Source organism: Marinomonas sp. KMM3893, assembly GCF_004352855.1.
Lineage (GTDB): Bacteria > Pseudomonadota > Gammaproteobacteria > Pseudomonadales > Marinomonadaceae > Marinomonas > Marinomonas arenicola.
On the sequence record NZ_SJSC01000004.1, the window covers coordinates 64,843 to 87,624 of the forward strand.

Here is a 22,782-nt window from a genome sequence, read left to right on the forward strand (position 1 = left end):
AATCCTGCTTACGAGCGTGTTTGTATATCAAATACTTTTCACTGAATGACGTTGAACTAAGCAGGTATTCAGTACCGTAGCTTGTGGGTCGGCGTTTTGACGCTCAGACTCGATACGCTCTAATAGTTTTGACCAAGCGCTGGCAGCCACTAACTCTACTGGCTGACGAATAGCGGTTAAACTGGTGCTGCGCGCGGACATCCAAGCGTAATCATCGAATGCCACTAATGAAATATCTTCCCCAACTTTGATATTGAGTTCTGCAAGTGCAGTGAGAGTGCTAAGTGTCGTGACGTTGGTTAAAGCAAAAATGGCTGTTGGCTTGGGGTGAGTAATTAGCCACTGAGTTATTTTTGACGAACCGAGCCCTAGTTCTGAACCTAGTTCAATTACATGAGGGTGTCCTAACTGAGATTGTTTTAGAACGTTATAGGTACCTTCAACACGCTCACGAATAGGGGGGAAAGATAAATTAGATGCTGCAATAAGAATGTTTTTATGGCCTGCATCTACAAGATGTTGACAGGCTAGTTCACCTGCGGCGTGGTTGTCGATGGTGACAGTATCAAAAGGTGTTGAATGAATAGATACACGGTCAATTAGCACAGTAGGGCAGCGATTCTTTAGTGTTAGAAGAGCTTCGGATAATTGGCCTGCGCATGGAATGGCGATCATGCCAGCAGGGCGCCAACTCATTAAAGCTTTGATGCGTGAAGACTCTACATCTTCACGGTCATGGGAACTGGCTACAATCACATCATATCCATGTTCAAAAGCAAGGTTTTCAAGATGGGAAACAATGGTGGCAAAGAATGTATCGGTAATATTAGGCACCAATACAGTAATCACCTTATTACGTTGAGAGCGTAGTTGAGAGGCAGCACGGTCCATTTGATAACCGAGTTGGTCTGCTGCAAATTGAACTCGTGTCTTAAGTGCATCATTAACTGGTTTCTTACCTGAAAAGACATTTGAAACAGTCGCGGTGGAAACTTCAGCCAACTTAGCTACGTCACGAATAGACGGCTTTCTCATTGTTAACGTACCTTTTATATTTATAGTTAAACGTTTAACTTGAGATTAGGCTAACAGATCATATAGCGTCCATTCAAGTCTTTGTTAAACGTTTAACAGTAGATATTTGAGAGAGCTGATTTTTACAAAACATTTCAATTACCTTTACGGATCGCTTTTACCTTTGTTTTAAAAGGTCTTTAGGTGAGGTGATCTATAAAAAAGTAGTAGTCTTTTGTGTACAGATTTTTTATCCAGATCATAAAGAAAAATACATATAGGACTTAAGGGCACATGTTTTAGGCGTTGATTTCTTCAATCTTTTTAATAAGAGTTTCTGTAAACGACAGACTGAAATTGAAGAGTTGACTGAAAGGGGTCATCAATTAGGAAGTGTTTGGTGTTAATGGAAAATGGAAGTCCTGGATCATAAAAACTGCACTGGTTTTAGACGGTTAATCACCAGAATCAATTATGCATACTAAGGAAAGGATAAAGAGAGTAGTTGATTTTTTGTGGTAAACAATCACGTTTTGTATTCTAAATAAGCCTATTTGTTATCTGTTATCTGTTAGGTGGGGTTGGTGCTCTCTCGCAATTTTATTCGGATGAGAAGCTCTGCTCACTGTGTGAATTTATAATAAAAGTTTCTCTAACTAGAAGTGATTGCTTAGCATCACATATGGACGAGTTACACCTCCTTTAAACTTTCGTTCTTAATACTCAATTTTAAACGAGCACACACTAAGAGTGTCACCATCATAAGTGTAGCCATGAGCTGCAAGAGTTAGCAGAACGTACATTGTCTATAGGTCAGTCTTTTATATTCTATCGGCGTCAATGGGTTTGAAATTCGCTAGTGGTCCAGACCTTTTTTCTATAAGAGTGATCATATTCACTATGCCACTACATATAGATGTTCTGTAATAGCTCTGTCAAACGAGGGGGGGTAAGGTCATACAGTAAGTCTTTAGCTTAAAATCCTTTCAAGGGAATGATTTTTCCATAAATCGTTTCATTTAAATAGTTTATTTGTTGTTTTCTACTGTGGGCCTAATTTTCTTTTCTAGCAACATAGCAACATAGCAACATAGCAACATAGCAACATAGCAACATAGCAACATAGCAACATAGCAACATAGCAACATAGCAACATAGCAACATAGCAACATAGCAACATAGCAACATAGCAAGATGTTGCTAGTTGAACAGTCTATAGACTATCTGACATGGGGTTGAATGTAGGGTGTAATTTAGACAGATTATTTTTTTCAAAAAAGATTAGACAATACTTTCTGTTGATGTATTATACGCACCGTCTTGAAGCGAAGGTCATCCAGCGATTTTTTTGATGGGTAGATTTAGTAGAAAGTATGTGACCAATTTTTTATGATTTTTTCAGGTTTTTACCTTATCCATTCTAGATTAACGTAATGAAATGAAGAAAAATAAAAAATTATTGTTGATTTATAAGGGTTTTATTGTATATCATCACTTAAGGTCATTTGGTGTTGGATGAAATATCTTAACTTTTTCGCCCTTACAAGGCGAATGTCGGGAGTTCGAACCTCTCCACACCCACCACTTACTAAACAGTGGGCTTATTGAAAGATAAGCAAGAGTTTTAGATTGTGTTGGAGTGGTAGTTCAGTTGGTTAGAATACCTGCCTGTCACGCAGGGGGTCGCGGGTTCGAGTCCCGTCCATTCCGCCAATTACTTTTGATAGGGTAAGTTGGTAAAGAAATACCATCATTATGATGGGTGTGTAGCTCAGTTGGGAGATTCGTTTCCTAGCAAGGCGCAAGACACCGGGAGTTCAAAACTCCACATCTACGACGATGTAAAACTACTTTGCTTTTTAAGTAAAGCGGGTGTGTAGCTCAGTTGGGAGATTCGTTTCCTAGCAAGGCGCAAAACACCGGGAGTTCAAAACTCCACATCTACGACGATGTAAAACTACTTTGCTTTTTTTAAGTAAAGCGGGTGTGTAGCTCAGTTGGGAGAGCGTCGCCCTTACAAGGCGAATGTCGGGAGTTCGAACCTCTCCACACCCACCATTTATTCTTCGTTCCGTCTTTCAATCTCCTTGTTTATATAGCTTCTCGTAATTTCTATTTTTATAACTTTATAAATCTTATCTTTCCTGATATTCCATAAATACTCACTAATATTTTAAAAAAAATTTCCATATGGCTAATTATTAACCACATCTGTAGCCAATCTATCTTCATGTATCTAAATTGTATTTTTCTTTATCTGCATAACTTCAAGCTTATTTGGATGAGTTGATGCTTAGTCGTGCCTTGTTCTTATTGTCGTTACATCAACACCTAACGCCTAGCTAATGTCACGGTAAGAGCACGGTTTACGCATTGAAAAGCACAATGACTTCCTTTGCTCACCTTTTCTGGCACAGGCAAGACAAAGTGCTCGAGAGGTGGTGGCGGGTGACTAGTAGAGCCCTGGTCGTTTAGATACTTCGTTTTAAGTTGTTAAAAAACACTCTTTAATCGTGTAATCCCAGCTGGATAATAAAAAACTGTGGCCATTTTGAATGGCTCACAGTTTTCTATCTTTATCACACTTCTAATGCTTTATGAGGTGTTGTTGCTTACATCCTGTAAGTGGCGCTTATTCCAATAGTTCTAGATTGTCCAATCGAAGAAGTTGTGCTTCTGCTCAGGTACACAATGTCCTCATTGGTAATGTTTTTGATATAAGCATCTATAGTGAGATTATCTAGTTCATATTTTATGCGGGTATTGGTAACAATATAGTCGCCAGCGGTATACTCTTCGTCATTATCAAGATCGGAGTAATACTCGCTCACGTAGGTTGCGTCTGCTCCAAATGACCAATGCTCACCCACAAACTGGGTAAAGCCTAAGCCAAGGTTTAGATCTGGTGCGTAAGTTACTTCATTACCATCCCAGTCAGATGTATCGCTGCTGGTTTCGTTAATTTTCGTTTTTAGCGTGCCTATAGAGCCATTTATCTCAAGGTCTGGATTGATTTGCGCAACGACTTCTAATTCTGCGCCATAGGTATATACACCTTCCAGGTTGTAAATATGACCATTTTCAGCCGCTTGATAACCTGAATAATCGTTATAAAAAACACTGGCGTTTACAGATATGTTATTGAACCTGCTTTTGCTGCTAAGTTCGTAAGCCGTTACTTCTTCTTTATCGTATGTGAAATAATTATTGCTGAAGTCGAGTCCCGTGCCACCTGAATTGTATCCGCGACGGACGGAAGCCCCTAAGGTCGTTGTTTTCGATATATCGTAAGTGGTGCTCAAGCTTGGAAGAAATTCCGTTTCCGTCGTATCTTGGTCTAGGTCCGTCTCAACGCCGATGCCATTAGTTTTTACCAATGCTCTATCTTGCGTTTCATTATGAATACGACCACCAGCGGTGACGGTGAGTTTATCACTGATGTCGTAAGAGGTTTCTCCAAAAAGAGCGACTGTCTTAGTGGTTCCATCACCAAGGTATGCATGCGTTGCCCAGCTTGTTTCTACATCCAAAGTGGTATCAGTTTGCGCGGCATAGAAGCCGAGTAAACTTGTTATTTTAGAATTTGAGGGAGTGAACAGAACTCTGTTTTCCAGCGCCATGGTTTCTTCGGTTCTTTTTACATTTGTGACGCTTGAATATTGTTCAAAATAGGAATCTTGCTTGCTATAACTGACTTGTAAAATGTTTTTCACGGTATCCGAGATTTGATAGTCAATATCAAAAGAGACCGTATCAACCGTGGAGTCTTGTATGCGTGTGTTATCGCCGTCTAGATCCAGTGTTTGGGTTGAGGTGTCGCTCGCCCAAGAGAGGTATTCGCCTTCATTTTCTCTATGGCTGATATTTAATTTTGCAGTCAAACCCTTTATGTTTGAAGGGGTCCAAAGTAATTTACCTTGAAAGCTAGTTGATTCTGAATCATTTAAATCTGGTGCATCAGTAACTGATGAAGTGTCGTAATTCATCCAGCCTTCACCTTTTGTACCGCTAAAAGTTATCCGGTACGCAAGCTCATCATCAATTAGTGCCCCAGAATTCATGCCGGCCAGGTTGTATTTTAGGTTATCGTTATCGTATTGCTCTAGACCTAGACGTACGGCGCTTTCTGGCGTGAAGCTTGGGTCATTAGTTTTAATGACAACGGCACCACCAATCGCATTGGTTCCTTGAGAGGTTGATTGTGGGCCGCGAAGCACTTCAACAGATTGCACGTCCCAAAGTCCTGCTGGAGTATAATTGTATCCCCCCCAAGCTTCTGTTACGCCATCAACAGTCGTTGCTATGCGTGGTTTGCTTCCTGTGGCGTATGCTTCAGCTCCAGTCGCGGCACCAGCACCATTAATGCCTCGGATGTTGATGGTGCCGAACCCGGCAGAGGTGACATTGGGGGCTTGTACTGCAATCTCATTTACTTCTTTCACCTCACCACTTTCATAGTTTTCTTCGCTAAAAACGGTGACGGCTGTTGTAGTGTCCTTGATATCTTTATCAACCTTTTCACCGCTTACAATTAAGTTTGGTAAAGTCTTTGAGTCTTCAGCTAACAGGTTTGGCGAAATAATCGCTGCATTGACACTGATCACAGCAATAGCGATGCGACTTAAGTCACTTGGAAGGGCTTTTGAAAATGACTTTTTTGAGTGGTGCATATGGATCCTTTATTTGTGAATTGCTTTACAGTTATAGTAATAATGGCAATAATAAGAATCATTATCAATAAAGATTGTTGTTTTAATGCAATTTCTTTAAGAATAGGGTCAAATATTGAAAATAATGACATTATTGCGCCAGCTTAATGGCGAGGAGCGCTTGATTGGAAGCCCGCTTTGGTGGGAGAAGATTGCCTCACAACATCTACCCTTGATCACTTATGTGAATGATCAATTCTGTTCGGTAATTTTTCTTTGGCAAGACCCTGAGGGGGATGAGAACCACTCTAATACAGCAAATGTTTTGTTGAATGTTAACTCTGTGACAAACCACCATAGCTGGGAGCCTAAGTGTCTAGAAAGGATAGCGGGAACCGACGTGTGGGTGGGGCAATTAGAGATTAACGCCACATGGCGAGGTGGCTATTCTTTTATCCCTCTTGCGATTGATCAGCTTCCTGAGGGAGTCAAGGCCGCTGGGAATGGCTCAAGGGAGTCGCAGCGTAACTGGTGGATTGATGTTGTTCAAGGTCAAGTTCACGATCCACTGAATCTTTTGCCAGTACAGTTTAGCGGTTGGGGGATGAGTTCGTCTCTTCACTTACCAAATGCGCCTATTGAGTTAGGTTGGTCAGAGTGGGAGAAAGGGCAACTAAGGTCAATTGAGCAGAGTCAAATTACTTTGATCGATTGGCAGTCACAGGCACTGTCTAACCAAAGGCCGTGTGGTGTTTTTTCAACATCTTCAGCAAAGGCGCCATTGGTTGTTCTATTGGATGGCCAAAAGTGGGGGGCAAAAAGCGGAACGTTATCTGTGCTTCAATATTTAACGGATACGAAGATGATTGCTCCGGCGCATTATCTTTTGGTCCCCTCTGTGGATAGCCAAACACGCTGGAAAGAGCTGAGCTGTCATCGGCCTTTTTGGCAAGCTTTAATTAATGAGCTTCTTCCTAGTGTGAAAAAAAGTTTGCAAGCAGTTGATCGAGGAGTGACAGAATATGTTGTTGCGGGCCAAAGCTTAGGAGGGCTCTCTGCACTCTATGCAGGTCTCTACTTTGCTGATTATTTCTCCAAAGTCATCAGTCTTTCAGGTTCTTTTTGGTGGCCAGAGCAGAACAGAATACGTATACCGAAAGAAAGCTCTGGAGAGTGTGAAGTGCTTAACCAGCCACCAGTAAATAGTTTGGCCGATTTGATTTTAAAGGGTCATCTTGATGTTACTAACTTGCAGTTGTTTCAAACCGTTGGTTTAGGAGAAAAAGACATGTGTTTGTACAATGACCAAACTTTTCAAGCAATAAAAGATAAGGGAGGCCGGGTGTCTTATGAAAAAGTATCTGGTGGCCATGATTGGCTGTCTTGGCGATCTGGGCTGATGAATGGGCTTATATATTTGATTCCTAGTGAGTAAAAAGAAGGGTGAAACCAAAAACATAAAAAGAGGCAAATTAATAGCCAGGAATAGCGCTTATTGTTGTTGCTCATGCTACTTTGCAATGGCTGACCATTGGCGCATAAAACCCTGCTCTGAAGCGATGCTTGTGTTTGGCATAGTGGCACCAGGAACCACTAAAGGGGCATTGATCGCCAGCAGTGTGTCAGAAAGAATCGGCTAAATGGCCAGATAAAGGGAGCAGTGAGCAAAAAAACGGTGATGGTCTACGAGACCTTTTGCTTGGAAAAAGATTTGAGCCGATTATTCAGTATTTTTTATTTCATAATCCCCTTACTTTCTTTGTTGTTTTTTATTCGGTCTTTCTGTTTTAATTTCTCTAAATTAACTAAAGAGATCACAAGCTATGATTAACACTTGGTTAGAAAGAAAACTTGAAGAAAGCTTCCTTTGTTTACTGTTATTGTCTCTTCCTGCTGCTTTCGCGGTTGGCTACTTTCTTTTCTAAGAAATCATGTATTGGCTTCCGTGATCTCTGTGTCCCAGTACTTCGTCTTTAGCTTTACGCTACCAAATAAGCCCTAAATTATAAAATTTGAGCATAAGAAAGTTTATGGCTAATAAATTTAGTTCATAATAAAATCTGACAGATACTAAGTGCAAAGGCAGTAACTGTCAGATTAACTTTGTATTAGTGCTGATTATCAGACGGCACGTACATATTCTGGTTTTTGGGTTCCAACTTTAGTCAAACTGAATTGCCAAAGATTTAAGTTTCTGCTCCGGAATGCAGCTGCGCAGCTCAATAGGTAGTAGCGCCACATACGATAAAATCTCTCATCGTATGTTGAATTCAAAAACTCCCAATTCTTTTCAAAGTTCTCATGCCAAGAGCATAAGGTTTTATCGTAGTCTGGCCCAATGTTGTGTAAATCTTCTATATTGTATAATCCATTGATACCATTACCAATTTGAGAAATAGAAGGGATAACCCCATTTGGGAAGATATATTTATCAATCCAAGGGTCTGTCTTGTTTGATGAAGTTGGACTACCTATAGTGTGAACTAAGAATACGCCGTTATCGGCAAGCATATCGTATGATTTTTCAAAATATTCTCTGTAATTATCTGGGCCTACATGCTCTAACATTCCAACTGATACAATGCGGTCATATTTTAATTCTGGGACATACTCTCTATAGTCCTCTAAAATAAAGTTAATAGGGAGTTCTTGATTCTTAATTAATTCTTTTCCATAATTTGCCTGTTCCTGGGACAAAGTCAAACCATCGCAAATAACACCATAGTTCTGTGCAGCGTAGACCATAAAGCTCCCCCATCCACAGCCTATATCCAAGACTCTCATGCCTTTTTTTAGACCAAGTTTGCGGCATAATAGGTCAAGTTTGGCTTCTTGCGCGTCATCAAGGTTATCACTGTCTTTCCAATATGCACATGTATATGTCATGCGTTTATCTAACATATAAGAATACAACTCGTTACCAATGTCGTAATGATAGCTTACGTCTCTTTTTGCTCTCTCAATGCTCTGTAAATTAAATGCTTTCTTTAGCTTTCCTGCTCCAACTTTCAGCCCTAAAGAAATCTTTTGTAAAGAACCTAACATTGATTCCACGTCAGATGAAAGTAAACGAGAAATCATTTCGGCGATGTCTTCGCATTCCCATAAACCATCCATGTAGGCTTCACCAAAAGCAAGTGATCCGCCTGTTAATATTTTTTCGTAAATAGATTCATCATTAATAATTAAATCCCAACTTCTATTGCCATTGAGCTTTATGTCTGCTGAAGAAAGAATACTTTCGAATAAGCTGTGGTTACTCATAACTTTTGACATTACTACATTCCTTTAACTAATATAATTAGTTAGATTGATTTTTAAACTAATTGATCAGGGTGGTGCATTGTTTAATAAATACACATGCGTAGATTAAAAGATGTGTTTTATGGTTAAATCACCTGATTTTAAAGTGTTTTTAAATAAAATTATTTGAAATGTTCCAATCTAAATTTTTGGGTTTATTGGAAGTTATATTCATAAGAGTGTAATATTGTTTTCTTTTTATTTTTTTGATAATGTGTACCAGTGTGTTTTTATACACACTATAATTTAGCAAACTCTCTAATTAAGGAGGCTTTGTCTGTTTTCTCCCATGAAAAATCTTCTCGACCAAAATGACCATATACAGCAGTCTTTTTGTAGATAGGTTTTAATAAGCCCAACATCACTTGAATTCCAAATGGTCGTAAATCGAAGAATTGACGAATAGCGCCGATGATGACCTTATGCGGTACTTTTTCTGTACCAAAAGTTTCAACCATAATGGATGTTGGCTCAGAAACGCCAATAGCATATGAAAGCTGTACTTCACAGCGTTCGGCTAGGCCTGCAGCGACGATATTTTTAGCGACATATCGGGCAGCATAAGCTGCCGAGCGATCGACTTTTGAAGGGTCTTTGCCAGAAAAAGCGCCCCCGCCATGGCGTGCGGAACCACCATATGTGTCAACAATGATCTTTCGTCCGGTCAAGCCACAATCTCCCATAGGCCCTCCTATAACGAATCGACCAGTAGGATTTATAAAAAATTTAGTTTCATTATTCATCCACATACTAGGTAAAACGGGGGTGATTATTTCATCCATAACGGCTTCACGTAGAGATTCCGTTGATATTTCATTACTATGTTGAGTGGATATTACTACAGTATCAATACCGATGATCTTTCCATGTTCATACTGAAAAGTAACTTGAGATTTAGCATCAGGGCGTAACCATGGTAATGAACCATTCTTTCTAACTTCAGCCTGACGCTCCATCAATTTATGCGCATATGTTATTGGGGCGGGCATCATTACATCGGTCTCATTAGTAGCATAACCAAACATTATGCCTTGATCCCCAGCCCCTTGCTCTTGTTGGTATTCTTTGTCAACTCCTTGATTAATGTCTGGAGATTGTTGACCAATCGTGTTTAATACCGCACAGGTATTTGCATCAAACCCCATCTCTGAATGTACATAACCTATATTTCTAATTGTTTCGCGAGTGATGCTTTCGATATCAACCCATGCGGAGGTGGAGATTTCCCCTCCAACCATTACCATGCCCGTTTTAATGTAAGTCTCACAAGCTACACGAGCCTTTAGATCTTGTTTTAGAATAGCGTCTAATATCGCATCCGATATTTGATCTGCAATTTTATCAGGATGACCTTCTGAAACAGATTCAGAAGTGAAGAGGTGTTTGGTCATATTTTTTCTCATATTGATTATAAGATGGAAATAATTAAAATAAATTGATCTTGTGTATTTATGTTGAGTTATCTGTATGTGTTTATTTTAACTGACTCTACAATGTTTTTAATTTTCTCTTGTAATACAGTAAAGTGTTTACTTTTATTGTGTAAATCTAAGGCGTTTTGATCTAACCATTTTTCTACAATCATAATTGTCAATGGTTTAAGGTTGTTTAAAAGGATATCGTACCTTAAACAACCTTGTTCTATTTTGCTGTGTTCTTCGCATTCACGAAGTGCAGAAAGCACAAGGTCAAATGAATTGTCCTTGCAGTTTATATCAACTAAAAGAAGTATATTTTCTGTCACCATGGTATCCCGAATTTCAAGTTAATGAGTTATAGTTCGTTTTTATCATCATCGTCCCATTCCCAGCTTATATTTAAGTCGCCAATATCTATAAAAATAGAACGTATGTAGAAGAATATAATAATGATGAAGACAACACCTAATATATAAATTACCAAGGTAACCTCGTACCGTCATATAGCAAGAAGGAACCGGAATCAGCGTCCGTACAATTATTTATCAGTGCTATCATTGACTTAACACTTTCTTCAGGAGTGATTTTGGCATTTATTCCTCCCATATCTGTTTGAACCCAGCCTGGATGAATGGCTAATGCTTTAATTTTTTCCTCTGATAAGTCGACGGACAGAGTTCTAATAACTTGATTCAGTGCTGCTTTGGATGCTCGGTAACTATATCTACCTCCGGACTGGTTATCATCAATACTTGCCATGATCGAAGTCATACCTACAATAGTTTTATGCTTGCCAATTTTCAGGTTATCAATTAAAGCTTGGGTGACAAGCAAAGGTGAAATAGTATTAGTGACCATTACATCAACCCAATCTGACATATCCATTGTTCCAAAATCTTCACACTTATTGCCATCAATTCCAGCATTATGAATTAGAACATCAAATTTTTCTTCGAAAAAATAATCAGATAATTTATTAATTTCTTTTTCGTTTGTTATATCAAGTTTATACGGGGTTAAATTGTTAGTTTCTTCGGAAATACGAATTAAATCTGTTGAATTTTCTTGATTTCTGTAACATGCAATCACCTTCCAGCCTAAAGTTGAATACTGCTTTGAAAATTCTAATCCCAGTCCTCTATTGGCACCGGTAATAAATACTGTAGGCATAAAAATATCCTGTTGTTTAATAATTTAAGTAGAGTTATAGCTCCTTTTAACTCGACGACTGTTTAGGGATTTCGTGAGTTATGTTCTGCGTGATACTTCAATGTGTTTTTATGGTTTTTATTTTATCTATGTTGAAGTGTTAGTAAAATAGTGTTTATGACAAAAGTAATTATCGATACTGGCAATAATATATATTGAAAGTTTATTTTTATTGTGGGGGTGTGGTGGTTTTTGATATAGGTTTTTGTAGGAGGGAGAGGTGCTTTTAATTATTTTTGTTTCTGTTTTTTTTATGAGGTGAATTGGATTTTGGTTTTAAAAAAGATTTGCTATGATTGTTTCAACTCATAGAATAATTTTAATTCTAGTAATAGTTTTTATCTTGTTTCTGGAGGATGTTTTGTTTTTGATGTTTTGTAAGATAATTTGTTTATCTATAGTTAGATGGATTTTTTATTAAAATTGAGGGGTGACTTTTTCAGTTAGTAATGAAAAACCCAGTCTTTGACTGGGTTTTAAAGGACGAGCTCTATGTATTTTGCTAGATTGTTATTTGTAAGCCGCTGCGTATTTTTCGCTATTTTTATCCAAACTTCCACTGAATCGCGTAAGTAATAGGGCAACGAATACAACCACAGCTCCAATCCATGGTGTGTGCATTAGTCCAGCATTGGAAACTACCAGACCGCCGCCCCATGACCCAAGTGCGATACCCACGTTGAATGCAGCTATATTTAGACCTGAAGCAACATCAACTGCATCGGGAGTGTATTTTTCGGCCAGTTTAACTACGTACACTTGAAGACCAGGAACATTCCCGAAAGCAAACGCACCCCATACTAGAATGGTAATAACAGCTGCAGTTTGGTTTGTTGCTGCGACATTAAATACAAGAAGAACAACGATCAAACCAATGAAAATTGCAGTTAATGCTTTGATTGGCCCCATCTTGTCGGCCATTTTCCCGCCCCAAATATTACCGATTGCTACAGATATACCATAAACCAGCATAATTAGACTGATTGCATTCGATCCAAAACCTGATACCTCTTGAAGGATTGGGGCTAAGAACGTAAATGCTGTGAAAGTGCCACCATAACCTAATGCAGTAATCGCATAAACCAATAACAGTCTAGGTTGAGTCAATACTTTCAGTTGTGATGACAGTTTAGCTGCTGCTGGTTGCTTAAGATTACTAGGTACCAAAATGGCGCTGCCAATCAGAGCAATTAGACCGAGAATCGCAACAATTAAGAATGTTGATTGCCAGCCAAATGTTTGACCGATCCAGGTACCAAGTGGAACGCCAGTAACTAATGCAACGGTAAGACCTGTGAACATAATAGCAATGGCACTAGCTGCCTTTTCTTTAGCAACCAAACCAGTTGCAATTGTGGAACCAATTGAAAAGAACACGCCGTGCGCTAAGCCCGTTAAAATTCGAGCTGTGATCAGCGTGTTATACCCCGGTGCTTTCCAAGCTAATAGGTTGCCAAGTACGAACAGGGTCATTACAGCCATCAATACATATTTTCGTTTCCAGTTACCTGTCAGTGCAGTTAATACGGGAGCACCGATCGCAACGCCAAGTGCATATAGGCTAACTAAAAGACCCGCTGAAGGTAACGATACGTTTAAGTCTGTTGCCATCGTGGGGATCAGCCCGACAATAACAAACTCTGTGGTTCCAATAGCAAAGGCGCTAAGCGTCAATGCTAATAATGCTAAAGGCATAATAATTCTCTCTTAATCAGTGGACGTTAATATCCGAAACAGCTTCAGCGTTTCAGTGGCGGCAATTATTGACTGGATTCCAATTGTAAAAAATAGTGTTTATTGCAAAATACTTTTGCTACATTTGATGTAAATGATTAAAAAGGATAAAGCATGTTAACTAGATCAGATGAGCTTGAGATTCTTATCACTGTTGTTGATAGTGGAGGGTTTTCTTCTGCAGCAAACTCACTCGGAATTCAGGTGGCAAGGGTTTCTCGGGCTGTCAGCAAAATAGAATCTCAACTAGGTGTCACGCTTCTAAATAGGACAACCCGAAGGGTGGAAGTAACAGAGGAAGGCCTGCAGTTTGTCGAGTCTGTTCGTATAGGTTTACGCCAAATTCAAGAAGCTGAGGAAGATATAATCACAAGGGGCGAGCTGCCTAAAGGACGCCTCAGAGTCGATGCGGCTAGTCCGTTTGTTTTACATCAATTGGTCCCATTGATTCAGTCATTTAAAAAGGTATATCCAGATATACAACTAGATTTAACCTCTAATGAGGGGTTTGTTGACTTGCTGGAAATGAGAACTGACGTTGCCATTCGGATTGGGAAGTTAGCGGATTCCACATTGCATGCAAAACCGCTTGGTACTAGCCCATTATTTATTGTTGCGTCGCCAGACTATTTGGCAAAGAAAGGCTTTCCAAAATCAGCGAATGACTTGAAACAGCATAGTTTGATTGGCTTTTCAGGGCCTAAGGTTTTAAACGAATGGCCTCTTCGGGGATTTGATATTGGAACTCCAGATCTAATTTCTAGTAGTGGTGAAACCATAAGAAAACTAGTGCTTGAAGGGAATGGGATTGCTTGTCTCTCAGGATTTATGGTGAAGCAAGACTTAGATTCGGGTCAACTTGTAGCATTACTTGAGTCAGAAAAAACGGTCAACACAGGGAGAGAGCAGGTAAACGCGGTATACTACAAATCATCTTCTTTATCTAAGCGAATCACTGCATTTATAGATTTTATTCAGCCTAGACTTACATTGCGCTAAGTCTATTTTTGTTAAAATGACAAAACAGTTTTTCTTTTGTTGATTTTTATTTGATGTGTATTGTGTTTAATAGGAGTGAAAATTAACAGACTACTTTCTCATTTGATTGGTTAAATCAATCTTTATTCCGAAGCCTAATAAGGTTTTTAAGGTGGGTGGAAAAAGCGCTTCAAGTACTGAATTTAGTGGTATCAAAGGAGTGTTTGTCAATTTGATATTTGAAGTCTCTTTATGGTTAAAACAATGTGCCGTAGCTACTTTAGTCGGCACATTGTATCAATTCGTTTATTGGAAGTGCGGGAGGACTTCGTTAGCAATTGTTTTTAGAGCATTTTCAATAGGCTGCTGGTTCCTTCGGAACTGTAAACCTATGTGGTTTACTCCCACGTTTTTCATAGATTCTAGTTCGGTGATTAACCCTTTGACACCGGTTTGTACGCCAAAATGATGTCTAATAATGGGAGCATCAGGATCATCAACTAAGTCTAGGTGAATGAAACTGACATAAGGTTTATCTCCAGCAACCTGACGCCAAAGCTTAACTCGATATTCATGGTTTTGCGGTGTACCTGGGTATGCAAGCCAACCATCTAAATTTTCGCCTATCCATTCTGGACTTTGTTGAGCTAATCCTGCGGCATAGATAGGAATATCCTTAAACTCAGGGATCAATTGAAGTCCGTTTTTGAGCTTAGCGTTGTTTGTGTCTCTTAGTATGTCCAGGCTGTTACGAAATACTTCACTACGGTTGTTAAAGTCAACATCAAATACTGGATACTCGCTCGGGCGATCTCCACTCGCAACACCAAGAATCAAACGATTGTTGCTTAATTCATTAATGGTTGCAGCGGCTTTTTTAACAAGCCAAGGCTCTCGCAACGGTAGAACAATAGCAGCGGTAGCTAATAAGATGTTATTAGTACATGCTGATAGATAACCTAGATAACTGAACGCTTCAAAAACTTGGGCTGCATCACCAAAATTTGGATCATAAAGTGGGACATCTCTAATCCAAGCGGCTTTGAAGCCAAGTTCATCTGCCAACATGATCCGTTCTTTATGTTCGGTCATATCAGGAACGCCAAGGGGTTTATTTTGAAGTAAACGTTTTGTTTGACCTTCTCGGGTCCAATCGTTATCTAAGGGTAGCTCGACTCCAATAGAAAAAGATGTGTTTAGATTTTTATGCACAATAATGCCTACCTAACAATGTTAATGTCGCTTAATGATGGAATTTTGATCTTATTCAATGAAATTATTTCATCTTCAAAGTAAAAAAAAAGAGCTGAAACGACAAAACAGTTTTGTATAAATAGGTTACACACTAAAGAAAATTAAAATTTTCGACCAATAGCTCTCCCTTTATAAAGTTAATAAACGAACTTATTCTTCTCGAGGTTCCTGCATTTTTGTAATAAACGGCGTGAATCGGTTGTTTTACCTCATGCGAGTACTCGCTTAGTACCTCAACTAAGTTGCCACATTTTCTATCGGAATGTGTCATGAAGTCTGATAAGCATCCGATGCCAGCCCCTTGAAGCACGAGGCATCGAATGGTCTCACCATTGTCAGACCTAAGGCTGCTGTTAATTCGCAGCAATTTGTTGTTCTTATCCATCATTGGCCATTCCTTTAATGATTCGGGTTGGCTAAATCCAATCAGTTTATGATTCAGTAATTGTTCTACTGAAGTTGGCGTTCCATAGTTACTGAGGTACTCAGGACTAGCGACCATTCTAATTCGACTATTTCCTAGGAATGTCGCTCGCAAGGTCGAATCTTGTAATTCACCTATACGAAATGCTACGTCAGTTTTTGTGCCCAAAAGGTCGATATTGCTTTCATTGGAATTTAGTTCAAGGTCTACATCAGGGTACAGAGATTGATACTTTGCAATATGTGGAGTCAGTACATGTAACAAAAATGGAGTGGCGGCATTTATTCTTAGTAAACCAGAAGGGTTAGATTTTTGATTTTGAAGTTGAGCTTCAGCACGTTCCACTGCATCTACGATCTCTCTTACTTTATCAAGATAGATTGCTCCTTCATTCGTCACATCTAGCTTACGAGTAGTCCTATTTAGTAATGTTGTTTCCAGCTTATTTTCGAGTCTTGATACCGTGCGACTGACAGCCGAAACGGTCATTGACATTAGCTTAGCTGCTGCACTCACTGAACCGGTATCAACCACGGTTATAAAGGTTTTCATTTCATCTAAAGTTGCTTTCATTGTTGATATTTTTTCAATATAGATTTGATTATTATTAACTTTACGGAAATGTTGCAAACCCGTAAAGTCAATTTGATATATAACGTTCAAATTTTATCAATGACTTTAGGAGAGTTGTATGAAAGTACCATCATTTGGGGTAGGAACATTTCGTCTAGAAGGGGACGTGGTAAAAGATTCTATTAAGAATGCATTAGAAGTTGGCTATCGAGTAATTGATACTGCTCAGATTTACAACAATGAGAAAGAAGTGGGAGAAGTGATCACGCAATCTAATTTAGAGCGGGATGAATTATTCATCACAACTAAGATTTGGGTTGATAATATGAACTCTGAACGACTTATCTCTAGTTTGAAGGAAAGCTTAGAGAAGCTTAACACGGATTATGTGGATTTAACTTTGATTCATTGGCCGGGTAGCAATAATGATATAAAAGAATATATGACGTCATTGCTTGAAGCAAAAAAAATGGGGTTGACCCGCGAAATAGGTGTATCAAACTTCAACATAGACTTGTTACAGCAAGCTATGGATGTTGTTGGTAAAGAAAATATTGTTACAAACCAGATCGAACTTAGCCCATATTTACAAAACCATAAATTAGTTAAATTTATGCGTGATAATAATATACAAGTCACTTCTTACATGACACTGGCTTACGGTAAAGTTTTAGGAGATCCGGTTATTGGCGAAATTGCAGAAGAGGTTTCGGCTACACCCGCTCAGGTGGTTCTCGCATGGGCGCTATCTAAAGGCTACGCCGTCATTCCTTCCTCAACTAAGCGCCATAATTTGGCCAGCAATCTTGAAGCATTAAAAATTAAACTTAGCGATGAAGCAATATCCAAAATTGACTCACTGGAAAGAAATGGGCGTGAAGTAAACCCTGAAGGACTGGCACCGGTATGGAATGACTAAGGTAAAGAATATAGGTAAAAATCCTAAATTCTTAGGTCGATCTTATCTTGTCGGGTATGAAGGATTACCTGTGATTAACACCTATAACTCTAACGCTTTTGCTGTTAAGTATAAAATCATCAATGATGTACTTAAATGGACGAGTGGGCAGTAGCCTATCAATGGAATGACCTAGAAAAAGGCTTTTATTCGGTGTTATGACAGGAAGAGAATAGCGCGAAAGTTGTTTGCCTAGACAATTTAACTAGCGATCAGACTTTATCTTTTTTATATCTAGTTATCTTGGGGTTTATCAATCAGAAGATTTATTAAGTAAAAAAGCGAGATTTTAACTGTATTAATAATATAAGCTCGCTTACTTTTAGTATTGCGAGCTTTTCTAATTTTAGGCTGTCTAAAATTGCCAGAGTTTGATGGTAATGCAAGGTTAACCTTATACAGTAGTGAGGAAGAGGCTACATCGATTAAAAAACTTATCAGACCTAATATACTCGGCATCAATACTAATTCCTTGATACCTTATTTTTTATTAAGCGAACGGAAATAAGATGGAACAATATAAAGTTTGGCAATATCAAATGAAGACACAGAGTCTTATTCTAGCTATGACAGAAAGACCGTCATTAGCTGACAATGAAATTTTAGTGCAAAACAAAGCCATTGGCATTAACCCTGTAGATTGGAAGTTTATCAAAACAAACCCTTTGGGTTGGCCAAATGGTCATGTCCCAGGTGTTGATGGTGCAGGTGTTATTGTGCAAGTCGGTGCAAAGGTTGATACGAGAATAATAGGCCGTCGAGTGGCATATCATAGCTCACTAAAACAACATGGCAGCTTTGCTGAGTATACGGCTTTGAATGTTGAACGAGTGATGATGTTGCCCGAGAACCTCTCATTTAAACTTGCAGCGGCGCTACCTTGCCCGATGCTTACTGCTTGGCAAGCATTTGAAAAAATTCCGTTAACCCGACAAAGAGAAGTGCTTATCGTTGGTTTTGGGGCGGTTAATAATTTGCTATCTCAGATCCTTGTTAATGCAGGTTATGTCGTTGATGTTGTTTCAGCTAGTCTGAGCGAAAAGCGTGCAATAAAGCTAGGTATTCGCCGAGTTTATAGAGAGCAACCTCAAGTTGACATGAAATACTTCGCTGTTTTCGATGCGGTCAGTGGGGAAAATGCCGCCGATTTAGTGCCACTGTTAAGAGCTAATGGGCATATTGTCTGCATTCAAGACCGTATACCTGAACCGATTGATCCTCCATTTACCCGCACTATTTCCTACCACGAAATAGCACTTGGAGCGTTACATGATTTTGGCGATGTAAATGATTGGAATGCGCTGATGCAAAATGGAGAAGCGCTACTTGAACGAATTGACAAAGGTAATTTTAAAGTTAATGCTCCAATCACTTTTGACTTTGAGCAAATGTCTGAAGCCTTGGAGCATAGCGAATTAACAAAATTAAAAACGGTTATTACATTGATCTAAATTGGACTATTCATTCTTTTTTGATAATTCTATAACTAGGCTCCCTATAAACTTGCATGGATAGCTGATCATATAACTGATGATGGGCCCCTTTGATAGGGGCTGGGTTAAGGAAGTCAGCTTGGCTAGTTAGAAGAGCTGTCGGTATCTGCTTCAGTAATTACTGAAGCAGATACCGTTGCTGTGGGATTTAGTAAGGGGAGTTTTCGAAATAAAACTCAGCGGCGTTTTCGTCGGTGACCAATTGCGCGCCTAAAATAATGCGCGATGGTTCATTATAGAGATCACCCAGTTTTTCATGTTTGACGCCATGAACGGCCAATGCAATGCCTGACGCTATCATGGAAGGTGGGTAGGTCACCGTAGCGCGAACCATTTTATTGCTGTCCGACTTGATCATTTTAATGATGTCTTTGGAGCCAGCGCCGCCCAATACGGTTTTAATGTCAGTACGACCTGATTCTTCAATGGCTTTTAATACCCCTTTTAGCATGTCATCGTCTTGGCACCATACCGCATCAATTTTAGGGTACTTCTGTAGGAAGTTTTCCATCACAGCTAAGGCTTTTTGCGTAGACCAATCACCGGGTTGAGAGTCGAGGATTTTGATGTTTGGGTAATCGGCCATTACTTCGTTGAACGCATCCACACGTTGCTTGTTGATTGGAATTTGCAGACCTTCAATGGAGACAATGTTGCCTTTGCCAGACATTTCTTTGGCGAGCCATTGAGCGCCAACACGACCGAGTCCTGAATTATCTCCGGCAATGAAAATATTCTGTGCGGGATGAGCCAGTTCGCGGTCAACAACCACAGTATAGATGCCCTCGCCATAGGCTTCTTCGATCACTTTTTGTAGCGTGGCCGGGTTACTCGGCAAGATAACCAGCGCATCGATGCCTTTGACCATGAGATCCTCCACGTCGCCAACTTGCTTTGAGCCAGAGCTGGACGCTACCACGTAGAAGTCGATGTCTTTTTCTTTCATTTTGAAGTCGGCGGCGGCTTTATTGGCCCACCAAAGTAACCCTGCTGTCCAACCATGATCGGCGGATGGCACGCTGACTCCTATTTTATATTTTGCCGCATAGCTTGTACCAACAAAGGTGAAAATCAGCATAAACGCGACGACCGTTCTCATGATGTTATTTTTATATTTCATGAATACTCTCTCCAGTGATATTAATGTTTAACGAGTAGAACGAAAGGTTTTACTCGCATCATTTCCTTCTTTTTATGGCGAATACTCGTTGCGGTAATCGCACTTTAGCGATCGCCTTTAAACTGCACTAAGACCGCTATCAAGATGACGAGCCCCTTCACCATGCCTTGTAAGTAAGGCGAAATCCCCATTAAATTCAGCATGTTATTAATGATGCCTAAAATGATAATCCCGATGACGGTTCCCCAAATGGTGCCTTTTCCCCCGGACAAAGCCGTGCCGCCAATGACGACCGCAGCAATCGCATCCAATTCATAAAAAATGCCCGCATCACTTGGGCTGATGGAATTTAGCCGAGAGGCCAATAAAACAGCAGAAATACCCACAGACGCGCCAGCAATAACAAAAGTCATAAAATAGACCCAGCGAACTTTGATGGCCGAATAAGACGCGACTTTTGCATTGGAGCCGACGGCACAAACATGGCGTCCAAAGGCGCTGTGCTTGAGCAGAACATGGAAAATAATGGCCAGCAGCAAAAATACCCAAACAGGATAGGGGATGCCCCATAAATAGCCGCCGCCAATGTCTGAAAAATGACTGTTTTCAGACACCATTTCGCCAGCGTCACTGGTGTATAAGGCCATGGATCGAAAGATCGACATGGTGGCGAGGGTGGCAATAAAAGAGGCGACCTTACCACGGGTAACAATAAGCCCATTCAAAGCACCAAAAACGCCACCCAAAGCAATCGCCGAAGAGATCGCCATGGCCACCGCCCACCAACCATCGCCAGCCCCATTGATGATCATAATAGTCAGCACACCCACCACGGCCACCATGGAGCCTACAGACAGATCAATACCGCCAGCTATGATCACAAAAGTCATGCCCAGAGCAATGATGCCAGTGTAGGAAACTTGTCTTAGTACGTTGGTAATATTACGCGGCATTAAAAAACTTTCGCTCGCAATAGACGAAAAAAGAATCAACAAAAGTAACGCGATAAAGGGCGCGTAAGCCGCCATATTGAGTTGTTTTAGGCGGGTGATCATGGGAGCGGGTTCGAACATGGCCATAATGAATCCTTGTTTATTTTTATTGTTATCTGCGGTACGAGTGATCAGGGCGAACGGTTTGATTGCTAGGGTTATGCCTCCTGCTTCATGGTTTTTAATCCTGCTGCGTAATACATAATTTCCTTCTCATTGATGGCGTCGCCTGAGAGTTCGCCCATGATTTCTCCAGAGCGCATCACAATGACCCGATGGGATAAGCCAATGACTTCTTCTAGTTCAGACGAAATCATAATGATGGAGACACCTTGCTCGGTTAGTGAGCGGATAAAGTGATAGATTTCTTTTTTGGTATTAACGTCTATACCACGGGTCGGTTCATCGAGAATGAGAATATTTGGGTGTGTGTCCATCCATTTGGATAAATAGACTTTCTGCTGGTTTCCGCCGCTTAAGTTAATCAGGTTTGAGTTCAGAGACGCGGCTTTTATATCAAATCGTTTGACGTATTCTTGGGCAACGGCGCGCTCTTTTTTGTGCTGAATAAGCCCTCTAACATAAGCGGCCAACGAAATGAGCGTGATGTTTTTGGGAATATCAAAGTTCATTATTAAGCCTTTGCCTTGCCGATCTTCTGACAAGTAGGCTAAGTGGTGAGAAACCGCGTCTGCGATGGTGTGGATGGTGACTGCTTGGCCATTGATCTCGATGTCTCCAGTGTCCTTTTTACGCAGCCCCATCACCGCTTCTGCGGTTTCGGTGCGGCCAGCTCCAATTAAGCCTGCAAAACCAAGAACTTCTCCTTTTTTTAACGCGAAGTTGATGTCCTTTAATACTCCCTTGATAGACAAATGATGCACCTTAAGAACCGTCTCATCGCTAGGTTCATTGCGATGCGGATAAATTTGATTCAATTCACGGCCCACCATTTTTCTGGCCATGTCTTTTTCATTTATCTGCGATACATCGTCTAGGCTAACTAAGTGTCCATCGCGCAGAATGGCTAAGCGATCACACAGTAATTTTACTTCTTTGAGTTTGTGGGAAATAAAAATAATGGTGACGCCGCGCTGTTTGAGAGTGTCGACCAGCGTAAAAAAGATTTCTACCTCATGGTCGGTTAACACCGTGGTTGGCTCATCCATAATCAGAATGCGTGAGTCATTAACCAGCGCTTTGGCGATCTCCACCATTTGCTTTTCGGCCACACTGAGCGTTTCTACTAAAGCGTCTGGGCTTAAGTCGGTCGCTAATTCCGTCAAGAGCGTATGGGCTTTATGGCGCATCATGGGTTTATTAAGCAAGATGCCTTTTTTTATTTCATTACCAAGAAAAATATTCTCAAACACATTAAGGCTGCTGATCAGATTAAACTCTTGGGGGATCATCGCAATCCCTAACCGTTTTGCATCCGATGTGGAGCGGATAGAAACCTGGTTGCCATCTAGCGTAATGTGGCCTGAAGTTTGGGTGTAAATACCACTGATGATTTTCAGTAAGGTCGATTTTCCTGCGCCATTTTCCCCTAAGACGCCTAGTACTTCGCCAGGCAAAATGTCCAAGCTGACATTGTGCAATACACGCACGCCAGCGAACTCTTTGACGATGTCGTAAATCTGCATAATGGGTTGCGTCATGA

Annotated in this window: 16 protein-coding genes and 2 tRNA genes; 6 read left to right on the forward strand and 12 right to left on the reverse strand. The window is 40.2% G+C overall.

The genetic code is table 11. The annotated features are described in order from the left end of the window. Window positions 1–27: 27 nt before the first annotated feature. Window positions 28–1,035: a LacI family DNA-binding transcriptional regulator gene (locus tag E0D71_RS11205; RefSeq protein WP_133003400.1), complete on the reverse strand. Its 1,008-nt coding sequence runs from the start codon at window positions 1,033–1,035 to the stop codon at window positions 28–30. A 1,615-nt stretch (window positions 1,036–2,650) separates the two neighbouring features. Between E0D71_RS11205 and E0D71_RS11210 the strand changes: the two genes are divergently transcribed. Together E0D71_RS11210 and E0D71_RS11215 are read left to right on the forward strand one after the other, a co-directional pair. Continuing rightward, window positions 2,651–2,727 (forward strand) — tRNA-Asp (locus E0D71_RS11210). A 269-nt stretch (window positions 2,728–2,996) separates the two neighbouring features. Beyond that, window positions 2,997–3,072 (forward strand) — tRNA-Val (locus E0D71_RS11215). A 554-nt stretch (window positions 3,073–3,626) separates the two neighbouring features. On the opposite strand, the gene E0D71_RS11220 is transcribed toward E0D71_RS11215, so the two are convergent. After that, window positions 3,627–5,684 carry a TonB-dependent receptor gene (locus E0D71_RS11220; RefSeq protein WP_133003401.1) on the reverse strand — a complete coding sequence of 686 codons (2,058 nt, stop codon included), beginning with the start codon at window positions 5,682–5,684 and terminating at the stop codon, window positions 3,627–3,629. Window positions 5,685–5,808: 124 nt separating this feature from the next. On the opposite strand from E0D71_RS11220, the gene fes reads away from it, so the two are divergent. Beyond that, window positions 5,809–7,098, forward strand: a complete 1,290-nt coding sequence (fes, locus tag E0D71_RS11225; RefSeq protein WP_243712032.1) for an enterochelin esterase — start codon at window positions 5,809–5,811, stop codon at window positions 7,096–7,098. A 686-nt stretch (window positions 7,099–7,784) separates the two neighbouring features. On the opposite strand, the gene cfa is transcribed toward fes, so the two are convergent. The 5 genes from cfa to E0D71_RS11255 all read right to left on the reverse strand — a co-directional run bounded on the left by cfa (window position 7,785) and on the right by E0D71_RS11255 (window position 13,288). Next, entirely contained in the window at window positions 7,785–8,939 is a 1,155-nt protein-coding gene (gene cfa, locus E0D71_RS11235) for a cyclopropane fatty acyl phospholipid synthase (protein ID WP_133003403.1), read from the reverse strand. Between the two features lie 266 nt (window positions 8,940–9,205). Then, on the reverse strand, window positions 9,206–10,357 hold the full coding sequence (gene metK / locus E0D71_RS11240; RefSeq protein WP_133003404.1) for a methionine adenosyltransferase: 1,152 nt from the start codon (window positions 10,355–10,357) through the stop codon (window positions 9,206–9,208). A 68-nt stretch (window positions 10,358–10,425) separates the two neighbouring features. After that, the gene (locus E0D71_RS11245) at window positions 10,426–10,713 is read right to left on the reverse strand and encodes a putative quinol monooxygenase (RefSeq protein WP_133003405.1); all 288 of its coding nucleotides are present in this window, start codon (window positions 10,711–10,713) and stop codon (window positions 10,426–10,428) included. Between the two features lie 148 nt (window positions 10,714–10,861). Beyond that, complete coding sequence (locus E0D71_RS11250) at window positions 10,862–11,554, reverse strand: SDR family oxidoreductase (protein WP_133003406.1); 693 nt, start codon at window positions 11,552–11,554, stop codon at window positions 10,862–10,864. Between the two features lie 549 nt (window positions 11,555–12,103). Further along, the gene (locus E0D71_RS11255) at window positions 12,104–13,288 is read right to left on the reverse strand and encodes an MFS transporter (protein WP_133003407.1); all 1,185 of its coding nucleotides are present in this window, start codon (window positions 13,286–13,288) and stop codon (window positions 12,104–12,106) included. Between the two features lie 153 nt (window positions 13,289–13,441). Here E0D71_RS11255 and E0D71_RS11260 point away from each other — a divergent pair, with 153 nt between their 5' ends. Continuing rightward, entirely contained in the window at window positions 13,442–14,326 is an 885-nt protein-coding gene (locus E0D71_RS11260; RefSeq protein WP_133003408.1) for a LysR family transcriptional regulator, read from the forward strand. 285 nt (window positions 14,327–14,611) lie between these two features. Here the strand turns inward: E0D71_RS11260 and E0D71_RS11265 are convergent, their stop codons facing one another. Both E0D71_RS11265 and E0D71_RS11270 read right to left on the reverse strand, forming a co-directional pair. Then, complete coding sequence (locus tag E0D71_RS11265) at window positions 14,612–15,517, reverse strand: TIGR03571 family LLM class oxidoreductase (RefSeq protein WP_133003409.1); 906 nt, start codon at window positions 15,515–15,517, stop codon at window positions 14,612–14,614. Window positions 15,518–15,650: 133 nt separating this feature from the next. Next, window positions 15,651–16,646 carry a LysR family transcriptional regulator gene (locus tag E0D71_RS11270; protein WP_207923380.1) on the reverse strand — a complete coding sequence of 332 codons (996 nt, stop codon included), beginning with the start codon at window positions 16,644–16,646 and terminating at the stop codon, window positions 15,651–15,653. 28 nt (window positions 16,647–16,674) lie between these two features. Here E0D71_RS11270 and dkgB point away from each other — a divergent pair, with 28 nt between their 5' ends. Together dkgB and E0D71_RS11280 are read left to right on the forward strand one after the other, a co-directional pair. Continuing rightward, a complete protein-coding gene (gene dkgB / locus E0D71_RS11275) occupies window positions 16,675–17,475 on the forward strand; it encodes a 2,5-didehydrogluconate reductase DkgB (RefSeq protein WP_133003410.1) in 801 nt (266 codons plus the stop codon). Between the two features lie 548 nt (window positions 17,476–18,023). Beyond that, window positions 18,024–18,965 (forward strand): zinc-binding dehydrogenase, encoded by a 942-nt coding sequence (locus tag E0D71_RS11280; RefSeq protein WP_133003411.1) that lies wholly within the window; start codon window positions 18,024–18,026, stop codon window positions 18,963–18,965. A 190-nt stretch (window positions 18,966–19,155) separates the two neighbouring features. Here the strand turns inward: E0D71_RS11280 and E0D71_RS11285 are convergent, their stop codons facing one another. The 3 genes from E0D71_RS11285 to E0D71_RS11295 form a co-directional block, all read right to left on the reverse strand. Beyond that, window positions 19,156–20,127: a substrate-binding domain-containing protein gene (locus tag E0D71_RS11285; protein WP_207923381.1), complete on the reverse strand. Its 972-nt coding sequence runs from the start codon at window positions 20,125–20,127 to the stop codon at window positions 19,156–19,158. 104 nt (window positions 20,128–20,231) lie between these two features. Continuing rightward, on the reverse strand, window positions 20,232–21,206 hold the full coding sequence (locus tag E0D71_RS11290) for an ABC transporter permease (RefSeq protein ID WP_133003412.1): 975 nt from the start codon (window positions 21,204–21,206) through the stop codon (window positions 20,232–20,234). Between the two features lie 71 nt (window positions 21,207–21,277). Beyond that, on the reverse strand, window positions 21,278–22,780 hold the full coding sequence (locus tag E0D71_RS11295; protein WP_133003413.1) for a sugar ABC transporter ATP-binding protein: 1,503 nt from the start codon (window positions 22,778–22,780) through the stop codon (window positions 21,278–21,280). Window positions 22,781–22,782: the final 2 nt, after the last annotated feature.

Bases quoted from the DNA above. Each gene is read 5' to 3' on its own strand.
- fes (WP_243712032.1), top strand. From the start codon at position 5,809: ATGACATTATTGCGCCAGCTTAATGGCGAGGAGCGCTTGATTGGAAGC.
- E0D71_RS11290 (WP_133003412.1), bottom strand. From the start codon at position 21,206: ATGGCCATGTTCGAACCCGCTCCCATGATCACCCGCCTAAAACAACTC.
- E0D71_RS11205 (WP_133003400.1), bottom strand. From the start codon at position 1,035: ATGAGAAAGCCGTCTATTCGTGACGTAGCTAAGTTGGCTGAAGTTTCC.
- E0D71_RS11245 (WP_133003405.1), bottom strand. From the start codon at position 10,713: ATGGTGACAGAAAATATACTTCTTTTAGTTGATATAAACTGCAAGGAC.
- dkgB (WP_133003410.1), top strand. From the start codon at position 16,675: ATGAAAGTACCATCATTTGGGGTAGGAACATTTCGTCTAGAAGGGGAC.
- E0D71_RS11260 (WP_133003408.1), top strand. From the start codon at position 13,442: ATGTTAACTAGATCAGATGAGCTTGAGATTCTTATCACTGTTGTTGAT.
- E0D71_RS11255 (WP_133003407.1), bottom strand. From the start codon at position 13,288: ATGCCTTTAGCATTATTAGCATTGACGCTTAGCGCCTTTGCTATTGGA.
- E0D71_RS11280 (WP_133003411.1), top strand. From the start codon at position 18,024: ATGGAACAATATAAAGTTTGGCAATATCAAATGAAGACACAGAGTCTT.
- E0D71_RS11220 (WP_133003401.1), bottom strand. From the start codon at position 5,684: ATGCACCACTCAAAAAAGTCATTTTCAAAAGCCCTTCCAAGTGACTTA.
- cfa (WP_133003403.1), bottom strand. From the start codon at position 8,939: ATGTCAAAAGTTATGAGTAACCACAGCTTATTCGAAAGTATTCTTTCT.
- E0D71_RS11285 (WP_207923381.1), bottom strand. From the start codon at position 20,127: ATGAAATATAAAAATAACATCATGAGAACGGTCGTCGCGTTTATGCTG.
- E0D71_RS11295 (WP_133003413.1), bottom strand. From the start codon at position 22,780: ATGACGCAACCCATTATGCAGATTTACGACATCGTCAAAGAGTTCGCT.
- E0D71_RS11250 (WP_133003406.1), bottom strand. From the start codon at position 11,554: ATGCCTACAGTATTTATTACCGGTGCCAATAGAGGACTGGGATTAGAA.
- metK (WP_133003404.1), bottom strand. From the start codon at position 10,357: ATGACCAAACACCTCTTCACTTCTGAATCTGTTTCAGAAGGTCATCCT.